This window comes from Actinacidiphila cocklensis, assembly GCF_907177275.1.
In the GTDB taxonomy this organism is placed as follows: Bacteria; Actinomycetota; Actinomycetes; order Streptomycetales; family Streptomycetaceae; genus Actinacidiphila; species Actinacidiphila cocklensis.
This window is the reverse complement of the sequence record NZ_CAJSLV010000035.1, coordinates 174,381-187,582: the sequence shown is the minus strand read 5'-3', so window position 1 is coordinate 187,582 and position 13,202 is coordinate 174,381. Positions and strand designations below refer to the sequence as shown.

Genomic DNA, 13,202 nt, shown 5'->3' with positions numbered 1-13,202 from the left:
GGCGGCGTCAGGGCGTGACGATGGCGAAGCCGGGGTCCGGGGCGGCGAGGTGGCCGAGGAGTTCGGTGATCCGGGCGGAGTCCCCGGTGACCTGCACGCCCTCCCGCGCGGCCAGGTCCGCAGGGGACACCGCGCCGACGAGCAGCGCGCGCAGGTCGGCCTCGGCGAGGGTGACCTCGGCCTGGGGTGCGACGGCGGCCGGGCCGCCGCCCGTGCCGCGGGTCAGGACGCCGTTGTGCAGCCGCAGGGTGACCGGGTCCAGCCCCGTGATGTTCCACCTGACCGCGATGTCGGCGTCCCAGGCGCGGGGGCCGTCGACCCGGATGGCCAGGGAGTCGAAGAGCTGGTCGAGGGTGAGCGCGCCCAGCATGTCGGAGGAGACGGGCGCGGTGGGGGTGCCGACCGGGCCGTCGCGCAGTTCGAGCGCGCCCATCAGGTAGAAGTTGCGCCACGTCCCGTTCTCGCTGCCGTACCCGAGCTGCTCCAGCGCGTCGGCCTGGAGCTCGCGGGCGCCGGCGTGGCCGGGCTCGGCGAACAGCACGTGGTGGACGACCTGCGCCACCCAGCGGAAGTCGCCGTCCGCGAAGGACTCCCGCGCCCGGCGTACGACCTCGTCGGCGCCGCCCATGAAGTCCACGTACCGGCGGGCCGCCTCGACGGGCGGGTGCTCCCACAGGTGGGCCGGGTTGCCGTCGAACCACCCCAGGTAGCGCTGGTAGACCGCCTTGGTGTTGTGGCTGACCGAGCCGTAGTAGCCGCGGGCGTGCCAGGCCCGTTCCAGCGCGGGCGGCAGCTGCATCTGCTCGGCGATCTCCAGCGCGGTCATGCCCTGGTTGAGCATCCGCAGGGTCTGGTCGTGCAGGTAGGCGTACAGGTCGCGCTGCTCGCCCAGGAAGCGGATCAGGCGCTCGCGGCCCCACACAGGCCAGTGGTGGGACGCGAAGGCCACGTCGCAGTCGCCCGCGAACAGGTCGATCGCCTCGGCCAGGTAGCGCGCCCAGACGTGGGGGTCGCGGACTTCTGCTCCCCGCAGGGTCAGCAGGTTGTGCAGGTTGTGGGTGGCGTTCTCGGCCATGCACAGCGCCGCGCGGTCGGGGAAGTGGATGTTCAGCTCGGCCGGGGCCTCGGTGCCGGGCGTGAGCTGGAAGACCATGCGGATGCCGTCGACGGTCTCGCTCTGCCCGGTGGCGCTGATGTCGCGGGTCGGCGGGATCAGGCCGACCGCGCCGGTGGACGTGGTCTGGCCCAGCCCTGCGCCGACCTGGCCGCGCCCCCCCTTGGGAAGGGCGGCGCCGTACATGTACGCGGCGCGGCGGCCCATCGCGGTGCCGGCGTAGACGTTCTCGCTGACCGCGTGGTCGAGGAAGCCGTGCGGGGCGAGGACGGGCACGCCTCCTGCGATGTCCTGGTCGGTGACGACGCCGCGCACACCGCCGAAGTGGTCGACGTGGCTGTGGGTGTACAGCACGCCGGTCACCGGGCGCTCGCCCCGGTGCTCCCGGTAGAGGGCCAGGCCCGCCGCCGCGGTCGGGGCGGTCAGCAGCGGGTCGATGACCAGGACGCCGCGCTCGCCCTCGACGAGCGTCATGTTGGACAGGTCGAAGCCGCGGACCTGGTAGATGCCGTCGGCCACCTCGAACAGGCCGTGGTCGGAGCAGAGCCGGCTCTGCCGCCACAGGCTCGGATTCACCGTGTCCGGGCAGTCCCCGTCGAGGAATCCGTACCCGTCCAGGTCCCACACCGTGCGCCCGGTGCCGTCGGCGATCAGGTTGTCGCGCGCCGTGCCCATGAAGCCGCGCCTGGCGTCCTCCGCGTCCTGCCGGTCGTCGAACGGCAGGCGGTCCCTGACCGACCGGTTCGCGGCGGCGATCGACGGCTGCGCGGGCTTGGGCTCGGTGCGCGAGGACATCCGGTCTCCTGGGGGACGGTGGACAGGTCCGGGGGCCGCGGGCAGGCACGCCCCCTGCCACTCTCGCCCGGACCTGCCGCCCCCACCACCGCTGGTGCGCCGTCAGGGACGGGGCGCGGGCGCGGCGGCCGCGGGGACGGGCGGCCGCAGGTACGGCGGCCGCGGCGGCGGGTCAGCCGGTCGGGGATGCCCCGGCGAACAATGGTGCGGGTGGCGCGCTCGCGTCCGTCGCGCTGCTGATCGGCCAGCGCGTACAGAGCGGGTGACCGGGGACGGGGTGGAAGCCAAAGCCGGCAGAGGCGTGGCCGGGCTGGAGACCGTGCTGGCCTCCGCCGCCGAGAGCGTCCCCGAAGCCGAGGCAGTCGACGCCGAAACCGTGGAGGTCACCCAGGCGCTGGACCGCGAGATGGCCGAGGCGAGGCCCGCGGGTGCGGATCGGAAGGAAGGGGAGGTGACGGGGGCGGCGGCGGACGCACCCCACCCGAAGAGGAACCGCCGGAGGAGGAGCCATCGAAGGGCAGACTGGCCCAGGAACGCGGGCGCAATTACGAGGAGCATCTGAAAAAGAAACTCGGCGGGAGGGACGGGTTCAGCAGGGGCATCCCCTGGAAGATCGTACCCATGGAGTAGGAGCGCGAGTTGTCCAGGAGTAGCGACATCGACCTCACCTTCGAGTACCCGGTGACCGTCGCCGGGGTGCTCGGCACCCTGGCAGGCCACGGGTGGGGGCCCGTGGAGCCGCTGGGCGTGTCGTACATGCTCGAGGGCGACGACGACTGGGACTGGACGTCGGTGGAGCCGGAGCAGGCTGAGGAGGTCGTGGCGCGACTGGACGCGCCTGATCTCAGCGGAACGCATGTGGGGCTTGCCATTTACCATCCGCAGGCCGCCACGGGCGGGAACCTCTTGTTCTTCCCGGACCGAAACACGGTGGCGTTCACTCCTGCGATCTACCGCCGGGAGGTCCCGGGTGCACGCGAGATGACGGATATGGCGTGGTACGTGGAGCATCTCGTCTACCCCCTGCTCGACGGGGGTCTGCTCGGCTACGAACTGCGCGACATGGCCGACTGACGTCGTGCAGTGCGGTGATGTCGCTCACGGTCGTACAGGTTGGCGGAGCGGGCCGAGAGCGTAGGTGGAAGCGGAGTCGGGCGCCGGGGATGGTGCCGACGGGCGGGTACCGCTGGCCCAGCGCCGCCGGACGGCGTCCAGGAAGCTGAGTGCCCCGAGGGCCTGGTTCATGAGCTGGCCGGGCTGGCTGCAGCGCATCGGTTGCGGCGAGTTCGCGGATCGTACGGGCGGGCCTGCTCGCCGATGAGGGTGCCCGCGGTGAGTAGGCCGCGGCGCTGGGCTTCTCACAGCAGCGTCATGCGGTCGAGGGGTTCGCCGCGGTGGTGCAGGGCGCCGAGGCAGTGGTGGGGCTGGCCGTGCGACGGGACGGCGAAGTCCTCCGGCCGCATCCGGCCGACGACCTCGACCATGCCCTTCGGCTGGTCGGTGAGCGTGGCCAGGAGCAGTCGCTCGTCCTCTGTGACCGGCTGGACCTCGGCCGGAGCCGGGCCGACGGGCTCCGGCGGGGTGGGGGTCTCCGGGCGGGGTTCGGTGCCCCGCCCGCGGGCGAGGTCGTCCCGCACCGGGGCAGGGGTGTCCGCGTGGTGCTGGGCGGTAGCGGGGGCATCACCGCGGAGGGCGTCGGCGCGGGCGATCTGGTGCAGGCGTACGGCGTGCTGCTGCTGGATGAGGCACTCCTGGAGGCAGGCGCCGTTCCATGGACTTCTCAGGGACTTTCAGCTCTGTCGGAGGGACTTCCGAGGGACTTCCGCCGTACGAGCACGAAAGGCTCCGACAGAGCTGAAGAGGTGAAGCGGTAGGTCAGGGGCTATCTGGTCAGCACTCGATGACGTTGACCGCGAGGCCGCCGCGGGCGGTCTCCTTGTACTTGACCTTCATGTCCGCCCCGGTCTCCTTCATCGTCTTGATGACCTTGTCCAGGGACACGTGGTGGCGGCCGTCGCCGCGCATCGCCATGCGGGCGGCGGTGACCGCCTTGACCGCGGCCATGCCGTTGCGCTCGATGCAGGGGATCTGGACCAGGCCGCCGACCGGGTCGCAGGTCAGGCCGAGGTTGTGCTCCATGCCGATCTCCGCGGCGTTCTCGACCTGTTCCGGGGTGCCGCCGAGGATCTCGGCGAGGCCGCCGGCGGCCATGGAGCACGCGGAGCCGACCTCGCCCTGGCAGCCGACCTCGGCGCCGGAGATGGAGGCGTTCTCCTTGAAGAGCATGCCGATCGCGCCGGCCGCGAGCAGGAAGCGCACGACGCCGTCGTCGTCGGCGCCGGGGACGAACTCCCGGTAGTAGTGCAGGACGGCGGGGATGATGCCGGCCGCGCCGTTGGTGGGGGCGGTGACCACCCGCCCGCCGGCCGCGTTCTCCTCGTTCACGGCCATCGCGTAGAGGGTGATCCACTCCATCGCGCGGGCCGCCGGGTCTCCCTCGGCACGCAGCTGGCGGGCCGTGGTGGCGGCCCTGCGGCGGACCTTCAGGCCGCCGGGCAGGATGCCCTCGCGGGTCATGCCGCGCTGCACGCACTCCCGCATCACCTGCCAGATCTCCAGCAGGCCCGCGCGGATCTCGGCCTCCGAGCGCCATGCCTTCTCGTTCTCCAGCATCAGCGCGGAGATCGACAGGCCGGTGTCCCGGGACAGCCGCAGCAGCTCGTCGCCGGTGCGGAAGGGGTGGCGCAGCTCCGTGTCGTCCAGCTTGATCCGGTCCGCGCCGACCGCGTCCTCGTCCACGACGAAGCCGCCGCCGACGCTGTAGTACGTCTTCGCCAGCAGCTCCGCGCCGGTGGCGTCGAAAGCCGACAGCGTCATGCCGTTGGCGTGGTAGGGCAGCGAGCGGCGGCGGTGCAGCACCAGGTCGGTGGCCGGGTCGAAGGCCACCTCGTGCGCGCCGAGCACCGTCAGCCGCTTGTCCGCGTGGACGGCGGCGACCTCGGCGTCCACCGCCTCGACGTCCACCGTGCGGGGGGAGTGGCCGGCCAGGCCGAGCAGCACCGCCTTGGGGGTGCCGTGGCCGTGGCCGGTCGCGCCGAGCGAACCGAACAGCTCGGCCCTGAGCGCCGCCGTCCTGGTCAGCAGGTCCTCGGTCTTCAACCGCTGCGCGAACATCCGGGCCGCCCGCATCGGTCCCACGGTGTGGGAGCTGGAGGGGCCTATGCCGACGGAGAAGAGGTCGAATACGGAGATTGCCATGCGTTCAGTGCTCCCGGTTGACCGCGGACGCCGTTGTCCGCGGGTTGGTGCTGGTGCGCTCCGCGGTGTGCGGCGGGGGGGGGTGCCGCACACCGCGGAGCAGTTCATGACGCGAGCGTCGGATACAGCGGGTGCCGTTCGGCCAGTGCGGTGACCCGGGCGCGGAGGGCGTCCGCGTCGAAGGCCGGCTGCAGCGCCGCCGCGATGATGTCGGCGACCTCCTGGAAGGCTTCGGCGTCGAAGCCCCGGGTGGCCAGCGCCGGTGTGCCGATCCGCAGGCCCGAGGTCACCATCGGCGGCCGCGGGTCGTTGGGGATCGCGTTGCGGTTCACGGTGATGCCGATGCCGTGCAGCCGGTCCTCCGCCTGCTGCCCGTCGAGCGCGGAGGCCCGCAGGTCGACCAGCACCAGGTGGACGTCCGTGCCGCCGGACAGCACCGCCACGCCCGCGGCGGCCAGATCCTCCCGGCCCAGCCGCTCCGCGAGGATCTTCGCCCCCTCCAGCGTACGTGCCTGCCGGTCGCGGAACTCGTCGGTGGCCGCGGCCTTGAAGGCGACAGCCTTGCCGGCGATGACGTGCTCCAGCGGGCCGCCCTGCTGGCCGGGGAAGACCGCGGAGTTGATCTTCTTGGCCAAGTCGGCGGTGGACAGGATGACGCCGCCGCGGGGGCCGCCGAGCGTCTTGTGCGTCGTGGTGGTGACCACATGTGCGTGCGGCACGGGCGAGGGGTGCAGCCCGGCCGCGACCAGCCCGGCGAAGTGGGCCATGTCGACCATCAGGTACGCGCCGACCTCGTCGGCGATCCGCCGGAAGGCTGCGAAGTCCAGCTGCCGCGGATACGCCGACCAGCCGGCGATGATCAGCTGTGGCCGGTGCTCCTTGGCCAGCCGCTCGACCTCGGCCATGTCGACCAGGCCGGTCTCGCCGTCGACGTGGTAAGCGGCGACCTTGTACAGCTTGCCGGAGAAGTTGATCTTCATGCCGTGGGTCAGGTGGCCGCCGTGCGCCAGGTCCAGGCCGAGGATGGTGTCGCCCGGCTTGAGCAGGGCGAACATCGCGGCGGCGTTCGCCTGCGCACCCGAGTGCGGCTGGACGTTGGCGGCCTCGGCGCCGAAGAGCGCCTTGATCCGGTCGATGGCCAGCTGCTCGATGACGTCGACGTGCTCGCAGCCGCCGTAGTAGCGGCGGCCCGGGTAGCCCTCGGCGTACTTGTTGGTCAGCACCGAGCCCTGGGCCTCGAGGACCGCGACCGGCGCGAAGTTCTCCGAGGCGATCATCTCCAGCGTGGACTGCTGGCGGTGCAGCTCGGCGTCGACCTCGGCGGCGACCTCGGGGTCGAACTCGTGCAGTGACTGGTTCAGGAGCGACATGGGATCTTCCCTGTGTGACGGGGCGGGGGCGTCGGATCAGGCCGCGGTGAAGGCGTCGTACTCGGCTGCGGTCAGCAGGTCCGCGCCCTCCTCGGAGACCTTCACCTTGAACAGCCAGCCGCCTTCGAAAGGCGCGGAGTTGACCAGCGACGGGTCGTCGACGACGTCCTGGTTGACCTCGGTGACCTCACCGGACACCGGGGCGTACAGCTCGCTGACGGACTTGGTGGACTCCAGCTCGCCGCAGCTCTCGCCCGCGGTCACCGTCGACCCCACCTCGGGGAGCTGGACGAAGACGACGTCACCGAGCGCGTCGGCGGCGTGCGAGGTGATGCCGACGGTCGAGGCGCCGTCCTCGGGGGCGGTGAGCCACTCGTGCTCCTTGCTGTACCGCAGCTGCTCAGGATTGATGCTCATGACGGAATTCTCCCGGATGCGAAGAGGTGGTGGCGGAGTCGGCGCGGCAGCCTGTGGACAACCTGCCGGCTGTGGAAAACCTCGGAGGTTCAGCGCTCGCGCTGGTAGAAGGGCAGTGCCACGACACGGTACGGCTCGCGGCTGCCGCGGATGTCGACCGCCACCCCCTCCGTGCCGGGCGCGGCATGGGCGGCGTCCAGGTACGCCATGGCGATCGGCACGCCGAGGGTCGGCGAGGGTGCGCCCGAGGTGACCTCGCCGATCACCGCGCCGGACGCGTCGGTGACCGTGTAGCCGGCGCGCGGCACCCGGCGGCCCTCGGCGACCAGCCCGACCAGCTTGCGCGGCGGGATGTCCGCGGCCCTCGCCGCGGCCGCGGTCAGCGCCTCGCGGCCGACGAAGTCACCGGACTTGTCGAACTTGACGACCCGCCCGAGCCCCGCGTCGAAGGGCGTGACCTGCGCGGTCAGCTCGTGTCCGTACAGCGGCATCCCGGCCTCCAGGCGCAGCGTGTCGCGGCAGGACAGCCCGCACGGCACCAGCCCGGCGTCCGCGCCCGCCGCCAGCAGCGCCTGCCACAGCGGCTCGGCGTCCGCGGGGGCGACGAACAGCTCGAAACCGTCCTCGCCCGTGTAGCCGGTCCTGGCGATCAGCGCGGACACGCCCGCGACGGTCCCCGGCAGCCCCGCGTAGTAGCGCAGCCCGTCCAGGTCCGCGTCCGTGAGCGCCTTGAGGATGCCCGGCGCCGCGGGACCCTGCACGGCCAGCAGCGCGTACGCGTCCCGGTCGTCGGTCACCTGCGCGTCGAACTCCGCCGCGCGCACCGCGACCGTGTCCAGCACCGTCTGCGCGTTGGAGGCGTTGGCGACGATCAGATAGCGCTGCTCGGCGAGCCGGTAGACGATCAGGTCGTCCAGGATGCCGCCGTCCGGCGCGCAGACCATCGTGTAGCGGGCCTTGCCGACCGCGAGCGCCGACAGGTGGCCGACCAGGGCGTGGTCGAGCGCCTGCCCGGCCTGCGGCCCGGTCACGGTGATCTCGCCCATGTGCGACAGGTCGAAGAGCCCGGCCCTGGTGCGTACGGCCTGGTGCTCGTCGCGCTCGCTGCCGTAGCGCAGCGGCATGTCCCAGCCGGCGAAGTCGGTCATGGTCGCGCCCAGGGCGCGGTGCACCGCGTCCAGGGCGGTACGGCGTGGGGACGCGGCGGGCGGTGCGCTCAGCGGCTGGTTCGACGGTTCGCTCATCGAAAGGGCTCCCAAAGGCGGCGGACGGGGACACGTACTGCGGCCGGGGCACTGACCCCGGCCTCCCCATCTGTCATCGGAACCTGAGAGGTTCACCGTGACCCCTGCGGGCCGCGGTTTGCACCTTGGGTGGGGCGGGACCGGTGACGACGGCCCGCCCGCTTTTCAGATCTGCCTCGCCCGCGCGGTATCTGTGCCTGAGAGATTCAAGGGAGGACTTGCTCCTTCGGCGCCCTGACCCCCTGGTGAGGGGCCCGGAACTCTCCCGCGCGGCCTCCAACGGCCGGTATGCGTATGTGTGGCCATCATTGCATGCCCGGGCGTCCCGGGCGCTCAGCCGCTACTGTTTCCGGGCAGGACACGGGCGCCGACAGTGGCACAAGCGCGGACAAGGGTGGACATGGAGAATCCGGCACCGTACATATGGCCGGCGAACGAGCTGGAGGAAGTGCTCGCGGCGAGCCTCGGCAATCCCTCGGCGACCCCCCGGCTGCTGGAAGTCCTCGGTCGTTCCCATGTCTGGGTGCCGCTGCCCAACGGCGGCCCGCCGGGACCCGAGGGCCTCGACCTGCCCACCCTGGAACTGGGCGGTGCCCCCTATGTGCCGGTGTTCAGCTCCGAGCAGCAGTTCCGGCAGGCCGCCGACGGCATGTCCTGCACGGTCGCGCCGGTGCGCGAGTTCGCCCGCGGGCTGCCGTCGCTGATCGGTATCGCCGTCAACCCCGGCGGCGCCGTCGGAGTGCCGCTGCCGCCCGCCGCCGTCGCCGAGCTGTGCCGCAGCAACGACCGGGCCGGTGCCTACGGCGAGCAGAGCCCCAGCGGCGCCCGCGTACGGCTCTGGGAGCCGGCGCCGGAGGACGAGCCGGTGGACTTCCTGGCCGTCGCCGCAGCCGAGTACGCCGTCACCCCGGTGGTGCTCAGCGCCCGCCGTGCCATGGCCGCCGTCGAGGAGGACCCGCCCGCCCTCTTCGTCGGCGTGGAACTGGACGGCTGGCGCGACCAGGACAAGGCCCTCGCCATGGACGCGCTCGGCCGTGCCCTGGGCGCGGTGCCGCTGCCCTGGCCGGTCCACCTGATCCTGCTGGACATCGCCCAGGACCCGGTGGGGGACTGGATGCTGGAAGCCGTACGGCCCTTCTACAGCCGGGACTGAGACCGCACGCCGGGCCAACTCGGGTACACAGCAAGATGCTTGCGTATACCCGGCGTATACGTGCCATTTAGCCGGCGCCGCTTGAGTCGGTCAGCATTCCACCGGGAACAGCCGACCTGGTTTGATGGCGGGACACCGAACGACGGGAAAGGGGCGGTCCGACGTGATCGCGGGCGCGCAAGGCGGCGCGGCGGCCGGCCATGTGGAGCAGATGCTGCTCCAGGTGGCGCCCGGCCGGTTCGACGCATACGAGAACCTGCTCGCGTCGCTGGCCGACGGCCAGGTCTGGATGCTGCTCTGGCAGGGCGCACCGGGGTCGCCCGACGCGCAGTACGCGGCCATGGACGTCGGCGGTCAGCGCTACGCCCCCTGCTGCACCTCCCCCAGGGAACTGGCCGCCAGCGGCTGGAACCGCGACCACGAGATCGTCTCGGGGCGGGACATCGCCCTGACCCTCTTCCCCGAGCACTCAGGACTCTGGCTCAACCCGCACGCCAACGGCGGCGGCGTCGGCATCCCCTGGCCCGACCTGCGGCGGATCGCCGGCGGCCTCGACCTGCTGCCCGCGGGACCGCTGCAGATCGGCGAACCCTCCCTGCAGATCCCGCAGTTCTACGCCCTGCTCGCCACGGCCGCGCACCGCACCCCCGCGGTCCGCGCCCTGCGCCAGGCCTGGGTCCAGCCGGCCGTGGGCGAGGCCTACCTCGCGATCGGCGTCGAGGTCTACGACTCCTCGCCGCAGGCCGTCGAGTCGGTCCGCCTGATGATGCAGCAGGCCGCCTCCGGAGTGCCGGAGGGCCTGTCCGTCTCCACGGTCGCCATGGCCGACACCTACGACTCGGTCGCGATGTGGCTGCGTGCCAACGCCCAGCCCTTCTTCGACCGCGAGGCCTTCTCCGGGCCGCCGGCCTGGGGTCCGCCGCCGCGCACCTACTGACCCGCCCCGCGGCCCTGACGCGGCCCTTGGCGGGCTCCTGGCGGCCGCTACGGCAGGAGGCCCAGCGGCGGGGCACCCAGCGCCAGCAGGTCGGCGTGGAAGCCCGGCAGCGTGAAGGACGCGGATCGCTCCGCCCGGGCGCGAGCGCGGGCGATCTCCAGCTTGCCCCAGGTGTAGCGGCCGTAGCCCGCGTCGAAGGTGCCGCGCCTGGCCTCCGAGGCCGCACCCGCGGGGGCGAGATGGGCGTACCGCATGAAGAGCCGCGTGGCCTCGGCGACGTCCATTGCCCCGGTGTGCATACCGATCGCGCAGGTCAGCCGGGTCACCCGGACCAGCGCCTCCAAGGCGACGCCGATGGCGAACCGCGGGTCGCGGGCGCGGAAGCCCTCGTCGAGGCAGACCTCCTCCACGTAATGTGCCCAGCCCTCGCAGAACGCCAGGCTGTGCAGGATCTTCCGGACCGGGCTCTTCGCGTGCCGCAGCGCCCGCCCGTGGGCGAAGTGGCCCGGCGCGACCTCGTGCACGGTGATCGAGGGCAGGCTCGTCCGGCTGAAGACCGTCAGCCACTCCTCCCGCTCCTGGGCCGGCCAGTCGGGCTCGGGCGGTGTCACGTGGTACCAGGACGGCGACTCGGGCTCTCCCGGCCCCGCCCAGGTCATCATCGCCATCGCCCAGCGGCGGGACTGAGGTGCGGGTCCCACCAGGCACTCGCCGTCCAGATACGGCGCCAGGCGGCGCTCCCGGGTGAAGGCGATGACCTCCTCGGTGAGCCGCGCGGCGGCCGGGATGACGCCGTCGGCGCCCGGATGGTCGGCCAGCAGCTCCGGGATCAGCTCGTCGACCGACCGCTCCCGGTCGAGCACCCGGCACGCGTCGGTCAGCAGCTCGCCCAGCCTGACCCGCTCCCGGTCCGCGGCGTCGGAGAGCGCCGCCAGGTCCACCTCCATGCCCTCCTGCGAGCCCATCAGGGCGGCAAGGGCAGGGCCGCCGAGCCGCGGGTCGGGGTCGCCGTTCAGGGCGGCGTGCTCCAGATGGGCGATCAGCCGGCCGTGCGCGGCAATTGCCGCGGCCTCCACGTCGCCCTGGTCCGCGTCGACGTCGGCTGCCAGCCCGTGCGCGGACCCGAGCAGCGCGGTCGCCACGGGCGCGCTCACCCGATCGAGTGAGGCCAGCGCCGCGTCCACCGCGTCGGGCCACTGCTCCAGATGTTTGCGGCGCGCGGCGGCACGTACCTTGCGGGGCGCGTACTCCCGGTCGTAACAGGCGAGTTCGAGGTTGGACAGATGCGGGTACGGGTCCCGCCTGTGCAGTTCGAGGTCCCCGTACTGCACTCGCAGCGACTCCTCGAAGATCGCCAGGTGAGCCTCGTCGTGCGGGTCCTCCAGCGGTGCGGAGTCGCGCTTCGCGCTGTCGACCGCGGCCAGTGCCCGGCGTATTCCGTCGGGGGAGAGGTCCTGCACGCGCCCGTCGTAGTCGTGCAGCCCGGCCATCTCGCGGACGGTGGGCATCATCAGGTCGCACACCGCGCGAAGCCGATCATCCATCCCACGACCGTAGCGTCGTCTCCGCCGTCCGTCTGCCCGGGACAGCGGGCGACTGCGCGCGCGGCGTCAGGTCTGGCCCGCGGTCCTGGCACGGGTGACGGCAGGTCCGATCGCCCTGACCACCTCCGCGACCTCGTCCGCGGTCGAGGTGTGGCCGAGCGAGAAGCGCAGCGTGGCCCTGGCGTGGGTGGCCGGCTGGCCCATGGCCAGCAGGACGTGGCTGGGCTGCGCGACACCCGCGGTGCATGCCGAGCCGGTCGAGCAGGCGATGCCCTGGGCGTCCAGCAGCAGCAGGAGGGCGTCGCCCTCGCAGCCGGGGAAGGTGAAGTGCGCGTTCGCCGCGAGGCGGCCCTCGGGGGAGGGGTCGCCGTTGAGGATCACGTCGGGCACCGCGGCCCGTACACCGCGCACCAGTTCGTCACGCAGCGCACCGACCTCCGCGGTGTACTGCTCCCGCCTTTCCGCGGCAATTGCGCCGGCTGTGGCGAAGGCCGCGATGGCCGGCACATCGAGGGTGCCGGACCTGCTGCGCTCCTGCTCGCCGCCGTGCAGCAGCGGCACCGGGGTGTCGTCCCTGCGCAGCACCAGCGCGCCGATGCCGTACGGGCCGCCGACCTTGTGCCCGGTCACCGTCATCGCGTCCAGGCCACTGGCGGCGAAGTCGACACCGGTCTGCCCGAACGCCTGCACCGCGTCGGAATGCATCGGCACGCCGAACTCGGCGCATACCTCTGCGAGGGCGCTCACCGGGAGGATCGTGCCGACCTCGTTGTTCGCCCACATGACCGTGACCAGGGCCACGTCCTCGGGCCGCGCCGCCAGGGCCGCGCGCAGCGCCTCGGGCTGCACCCTGCCGTAGGAGTCCACCGGCAGCCACTCCACGACGGCGCCCTCGTGGTCGGCCAGCCAGTGGACGGCGTCCAGCACCGCGTGGTGCTCCACCGGGCTGGCCAGGACGCGGACCCGGCGCGGGTCCGCCGCCCTGCGCGCCCAGAACAGGCCCTTGACGGCCAGGTTGTCCGACTCCGTGCCGCCGCCGGTGAAGACGATCTCGCTCGGGCGCGCGCCGAGGGCTGCCGCCAGGGCCTCCCGCGACTCCTCCACGGTCCGCCGGGCACGCCGGCCCGCCGCGTGCAGGGCGGACGCGTTCCCCGTCACGGTGAGGTGTGCGGTCATCGCCTCGACCGCCTCCGGGAGCATGGGCGTGGTGGCGGCGTGATCGAAGTAGGCCATGATCTCCCGATTCTACGTTCCACTGGGGTGCTGCCATGCCCCGGTGACTGCTCCTCGCGCTGCGCGCCCGCCTGCCCCCCGGGGGGTGCCCCTTTCCCCCGCCCCGGGACCTTCCCCCGGTTCGTGGTTGCGCGCGC

Annotated in this window: 12 protein-coding genes and 2 riboswitches; of the genes, 4 read left to right on the top strand and 8 right to left on the bottom strand. The window is 72.7% G+C overall.

Annotated features, from left to right (window positions below):
* Positions 1 to 7: 7 nt before the first annotated feature.
* Positions 8 to 1,909 carry an alkyl/aryl-sulfatase gene (locus NFU81_RS05795; protein WP_251485651.1) on the bottom strand — a complete coding sequence of 634 codons (1,902 nt, stop codon included), beginning with the start codon at positions 1,907 to 1,909 and terminating at the stop codon, positions 8 to 10.
* 277 nt (positions 1,910 to 2,186) lie between these two features.
* Between NFU81_RS05795 and NFU81_RS05790 the strand changes: the two genes are divergently transcribed.
* Complete coding sequence (locus NFU81_RS05790) at positions 2,187 to 2,471, top strand: hypothetical protein (RefSeq protein ID WP_251485648.1); 285 nt, start codon at positions 2,187 to 2,189, stop codon at positions 2,469 to 2,471.
* 77 nt (positions 2,472 to 2,548) lie between these two features.
* Positions 2,549 to 2,983, top strand: a complete 435-nt coding sequence (locus NFU81_RS05785; RefSeq protein WP_251485646.1) for a hypothetical protein — start codon at positions 2,549 to 2,551, stop codon at positions 2,981 to 2,983.
* A 284-nt stretch (positions 2,984 to 3,267) separates the two neighbouring features.
* On the opposite strand, the gene NFU81_RS05780 is transcribed toward NFU81_RS05785, so the two are convergent.
* The 5 genes from NFU81_RS05780 to gcvT all read right to left on the bottom strand — a co-directional run bounded on the left by NFU81_RS05780 (position 3,268) and on the right by gcvT (position 8,198).
* Positions 3,268 to 3,546, bottom strand: coding sequence for a DnaB-like helicase N-terminal domain-containing protein (locus tag NFU81_RS05780; RefSeq protein WP_251485644.1), 279 nt, complete (start codon positions 3,544 to 3,546; stop codon positions 3,268 to 3,270).
* A 253-nt stretch (positions 3,547 to 3,799) separates the two neighbouring features.
* Positions 3,800 to 5,167, bottom strand: a complete 1,368-nt coding sequence (locus NFU81_RS05775) for an L-serine ammonia-lyase (RefSeq protein ID WP_251485642.1) — start codon at positions 5,165 to 5,167, stop codon at positions 3,800 to 3,802.
* 104 nt (positions 5,168 to 5,271) lie between these two features.
* Positions 5,272 to 6,537 (bottom strand): serine hydroxymethyltransferase, encoded by a 1,266-nt coding sequence (glyA, locus tag NFU81_RS05770; RefSeq protein WP_251485640.1) that lies wholly within the window; start codon positions 6,535 to 6,537, stop codon positions 5,272 to 5,274.
* Positions 6,538 to 6,573: 36 nt separating this feature from the next.
* A complete protein-coding gene (gcvH, locus tag NFU81_RS05765; protein ID WP_251485637.1) occupies positions 6,574 to 6,954 on the bottom strand; it encodes a glycine cleavage system protein GcvH in 381 nt (126 codons plus the stop codon).
* Positions 6,955 to 7,043: 89 nt separating this feature from the next.
* Positions 7,044 to 8,198: a glycine cleavage system aminomethyltransferase GcvT gene (gene gcvT, locus NFU81_RS05760; protein ID WP_251485634.1), complete on the bottom strand. Its 1,155-nt coding sequence runs from the start codon at positions 8,196 to 8,198 to the stop codon at positions 7,044 to 7,046.
* 60 nt (positions 8,199 to 8,258) lie between these two features.
* A riboswitch (glycine riboswitch) is annotated at positions 8,259 to 8,373 on the bottom strand.
* Positions 8,374 to 8,476, bottom strand: a riboswitch (glycine riboswitch). It lies immediately after the preceding riboswitch.
* 122 nt (positions 8,477 to 8,598) lie between these two features.
* Here gcvT and NFU81_RS05755 point away from each other — a divergent pair.
* Together NFU81_RS05755 and NFU81_RS05750 are read left to right on the top strand one after the other, a co-directional pair.
* Positions 8,599 to 9,351 carry an enhanced serine sensitivity protein SseB gene (locus NFU81_RS05755; RefSeq protein ID WP_251485632.1) on the top strand — a complete coding sequence of 251 codons (753 nt, stop codon included), beginning with the start codon at positions 8,599 to 8,601 and terminating at the stop codon, positions 9,349 to 9,351.
* Between the two features lie 124 nt (positions 9,352 to 9,475).
* On the top strand, positions 9,476 to 10,288 hold the full coding sequence (locus NFU81_RS05750) for an enhanced serine sensitivity protein SseB C-terminal domain-containing protein (RefSeq protein ID WP_251485627.1): 813 nt from the start codon (positions 9,476 to 9,478) through the stop codon (positions 10,286 to 10,288).
* A gap of 47 nt (positions 10,289 to 10,335) precedes the next feature.
* On the opposite strand, the gene NFU81_RS05745 is transcribed toward NFU81_RS05750, so the two are convergent.
* Together NFU81_RS05745 and NFU81_RS05740 are read right to left on the bottom strand one after the other, a co-directional pair.
* Complete coding sequence (locus NFU81_RS05745; protein ID WP_251485626.1) at positions 10,336 to 11,832, bottom strand: DUF885 family protein; 1,497 nt, start codon at positions 11,830 to 11,832, stop codon at positions 10,336 to 10,338.
* Positions 11,833 to 11,898: 66 nt separating this feature from the next.
* Positions 11,899 to 13,065, bottom strand: coding sequence for a cysteine desulfurase family protein (locus tag NFU81_RS05740; protein WP_251485624.1), 1,167 nt, complete (start codon positions 13,063 to 13,065; stop codon positions 11,899 to 11,901).
* Between the last annotated feature and the right edge of the window lie 137 nt (positions 13,066 to 13,202).

Bases quoted from the DNA above. Each gene is read 5' to 3' on its own strand.
- NFU81_RS05795 (WP_251485651.1), bottom strand. From the start codon at position 1,909: ATGTCCTCGCGCACCGAGCCCAAGCCCGCGCAGCCGTCGATCGCCGCC.
- NFU81_RS05775 (WP_251485642.1), bottom strand. From the start codon at position 5,167: ATGGCAATCTCCGTATTCGACCTCTTCTCCGTCGGCATAGGCCCCTCC.
- glyA (WP_251485640.1), bottom strand. From the start codon at position 6,537: ATGTCGCTCCTGAACCAGTCACTGCACGAGTTCGACCCCGAGGTCGCC.
- gcvH (WP_251485637.1), bottom strand. From the start codon at position 6,954: ATGAGCATCAATCCTGAGCAGCTGCGGTACAGCAAGGAGCACGAGTGG.
- gcvT (WP_251485634.1), bottom strand. From the start codon at position 8,198: ATGAGCGAACCGTCGAACCAGCCGCTGAGCGCACCGCCCGCCGCGTCC.
- NFU81_RS05755 (WP_251485632.1), top strand. From the start codon at position 8,599: ATGGAGAATCCGGCACCGTACATATGGCCGGCGAACGAGCTGGAGGAA.
- NFU81_RS05750 (WP_251485627.1), top strand. From the start codon at position 9,476: ATGGCGGGACACCGAACGACGGGAAAGGGGCGGTCCGACGTGATCGCG.
- NFU81_RS05745 (WP_251485626.1), bottom strand. From the start codon at position 11,832: ATGGATGATCGGCTTCGCGCGGTGTGCGACCTGATGATGCCCACCGTC.
- NFU81_RS05740 (WP_251485624.1), bottom strand. From the start codon at position 13,065: ATGGCCTACTTCGATCACGCCGCCACCACGCCCATGCTCCCGGAGGCG.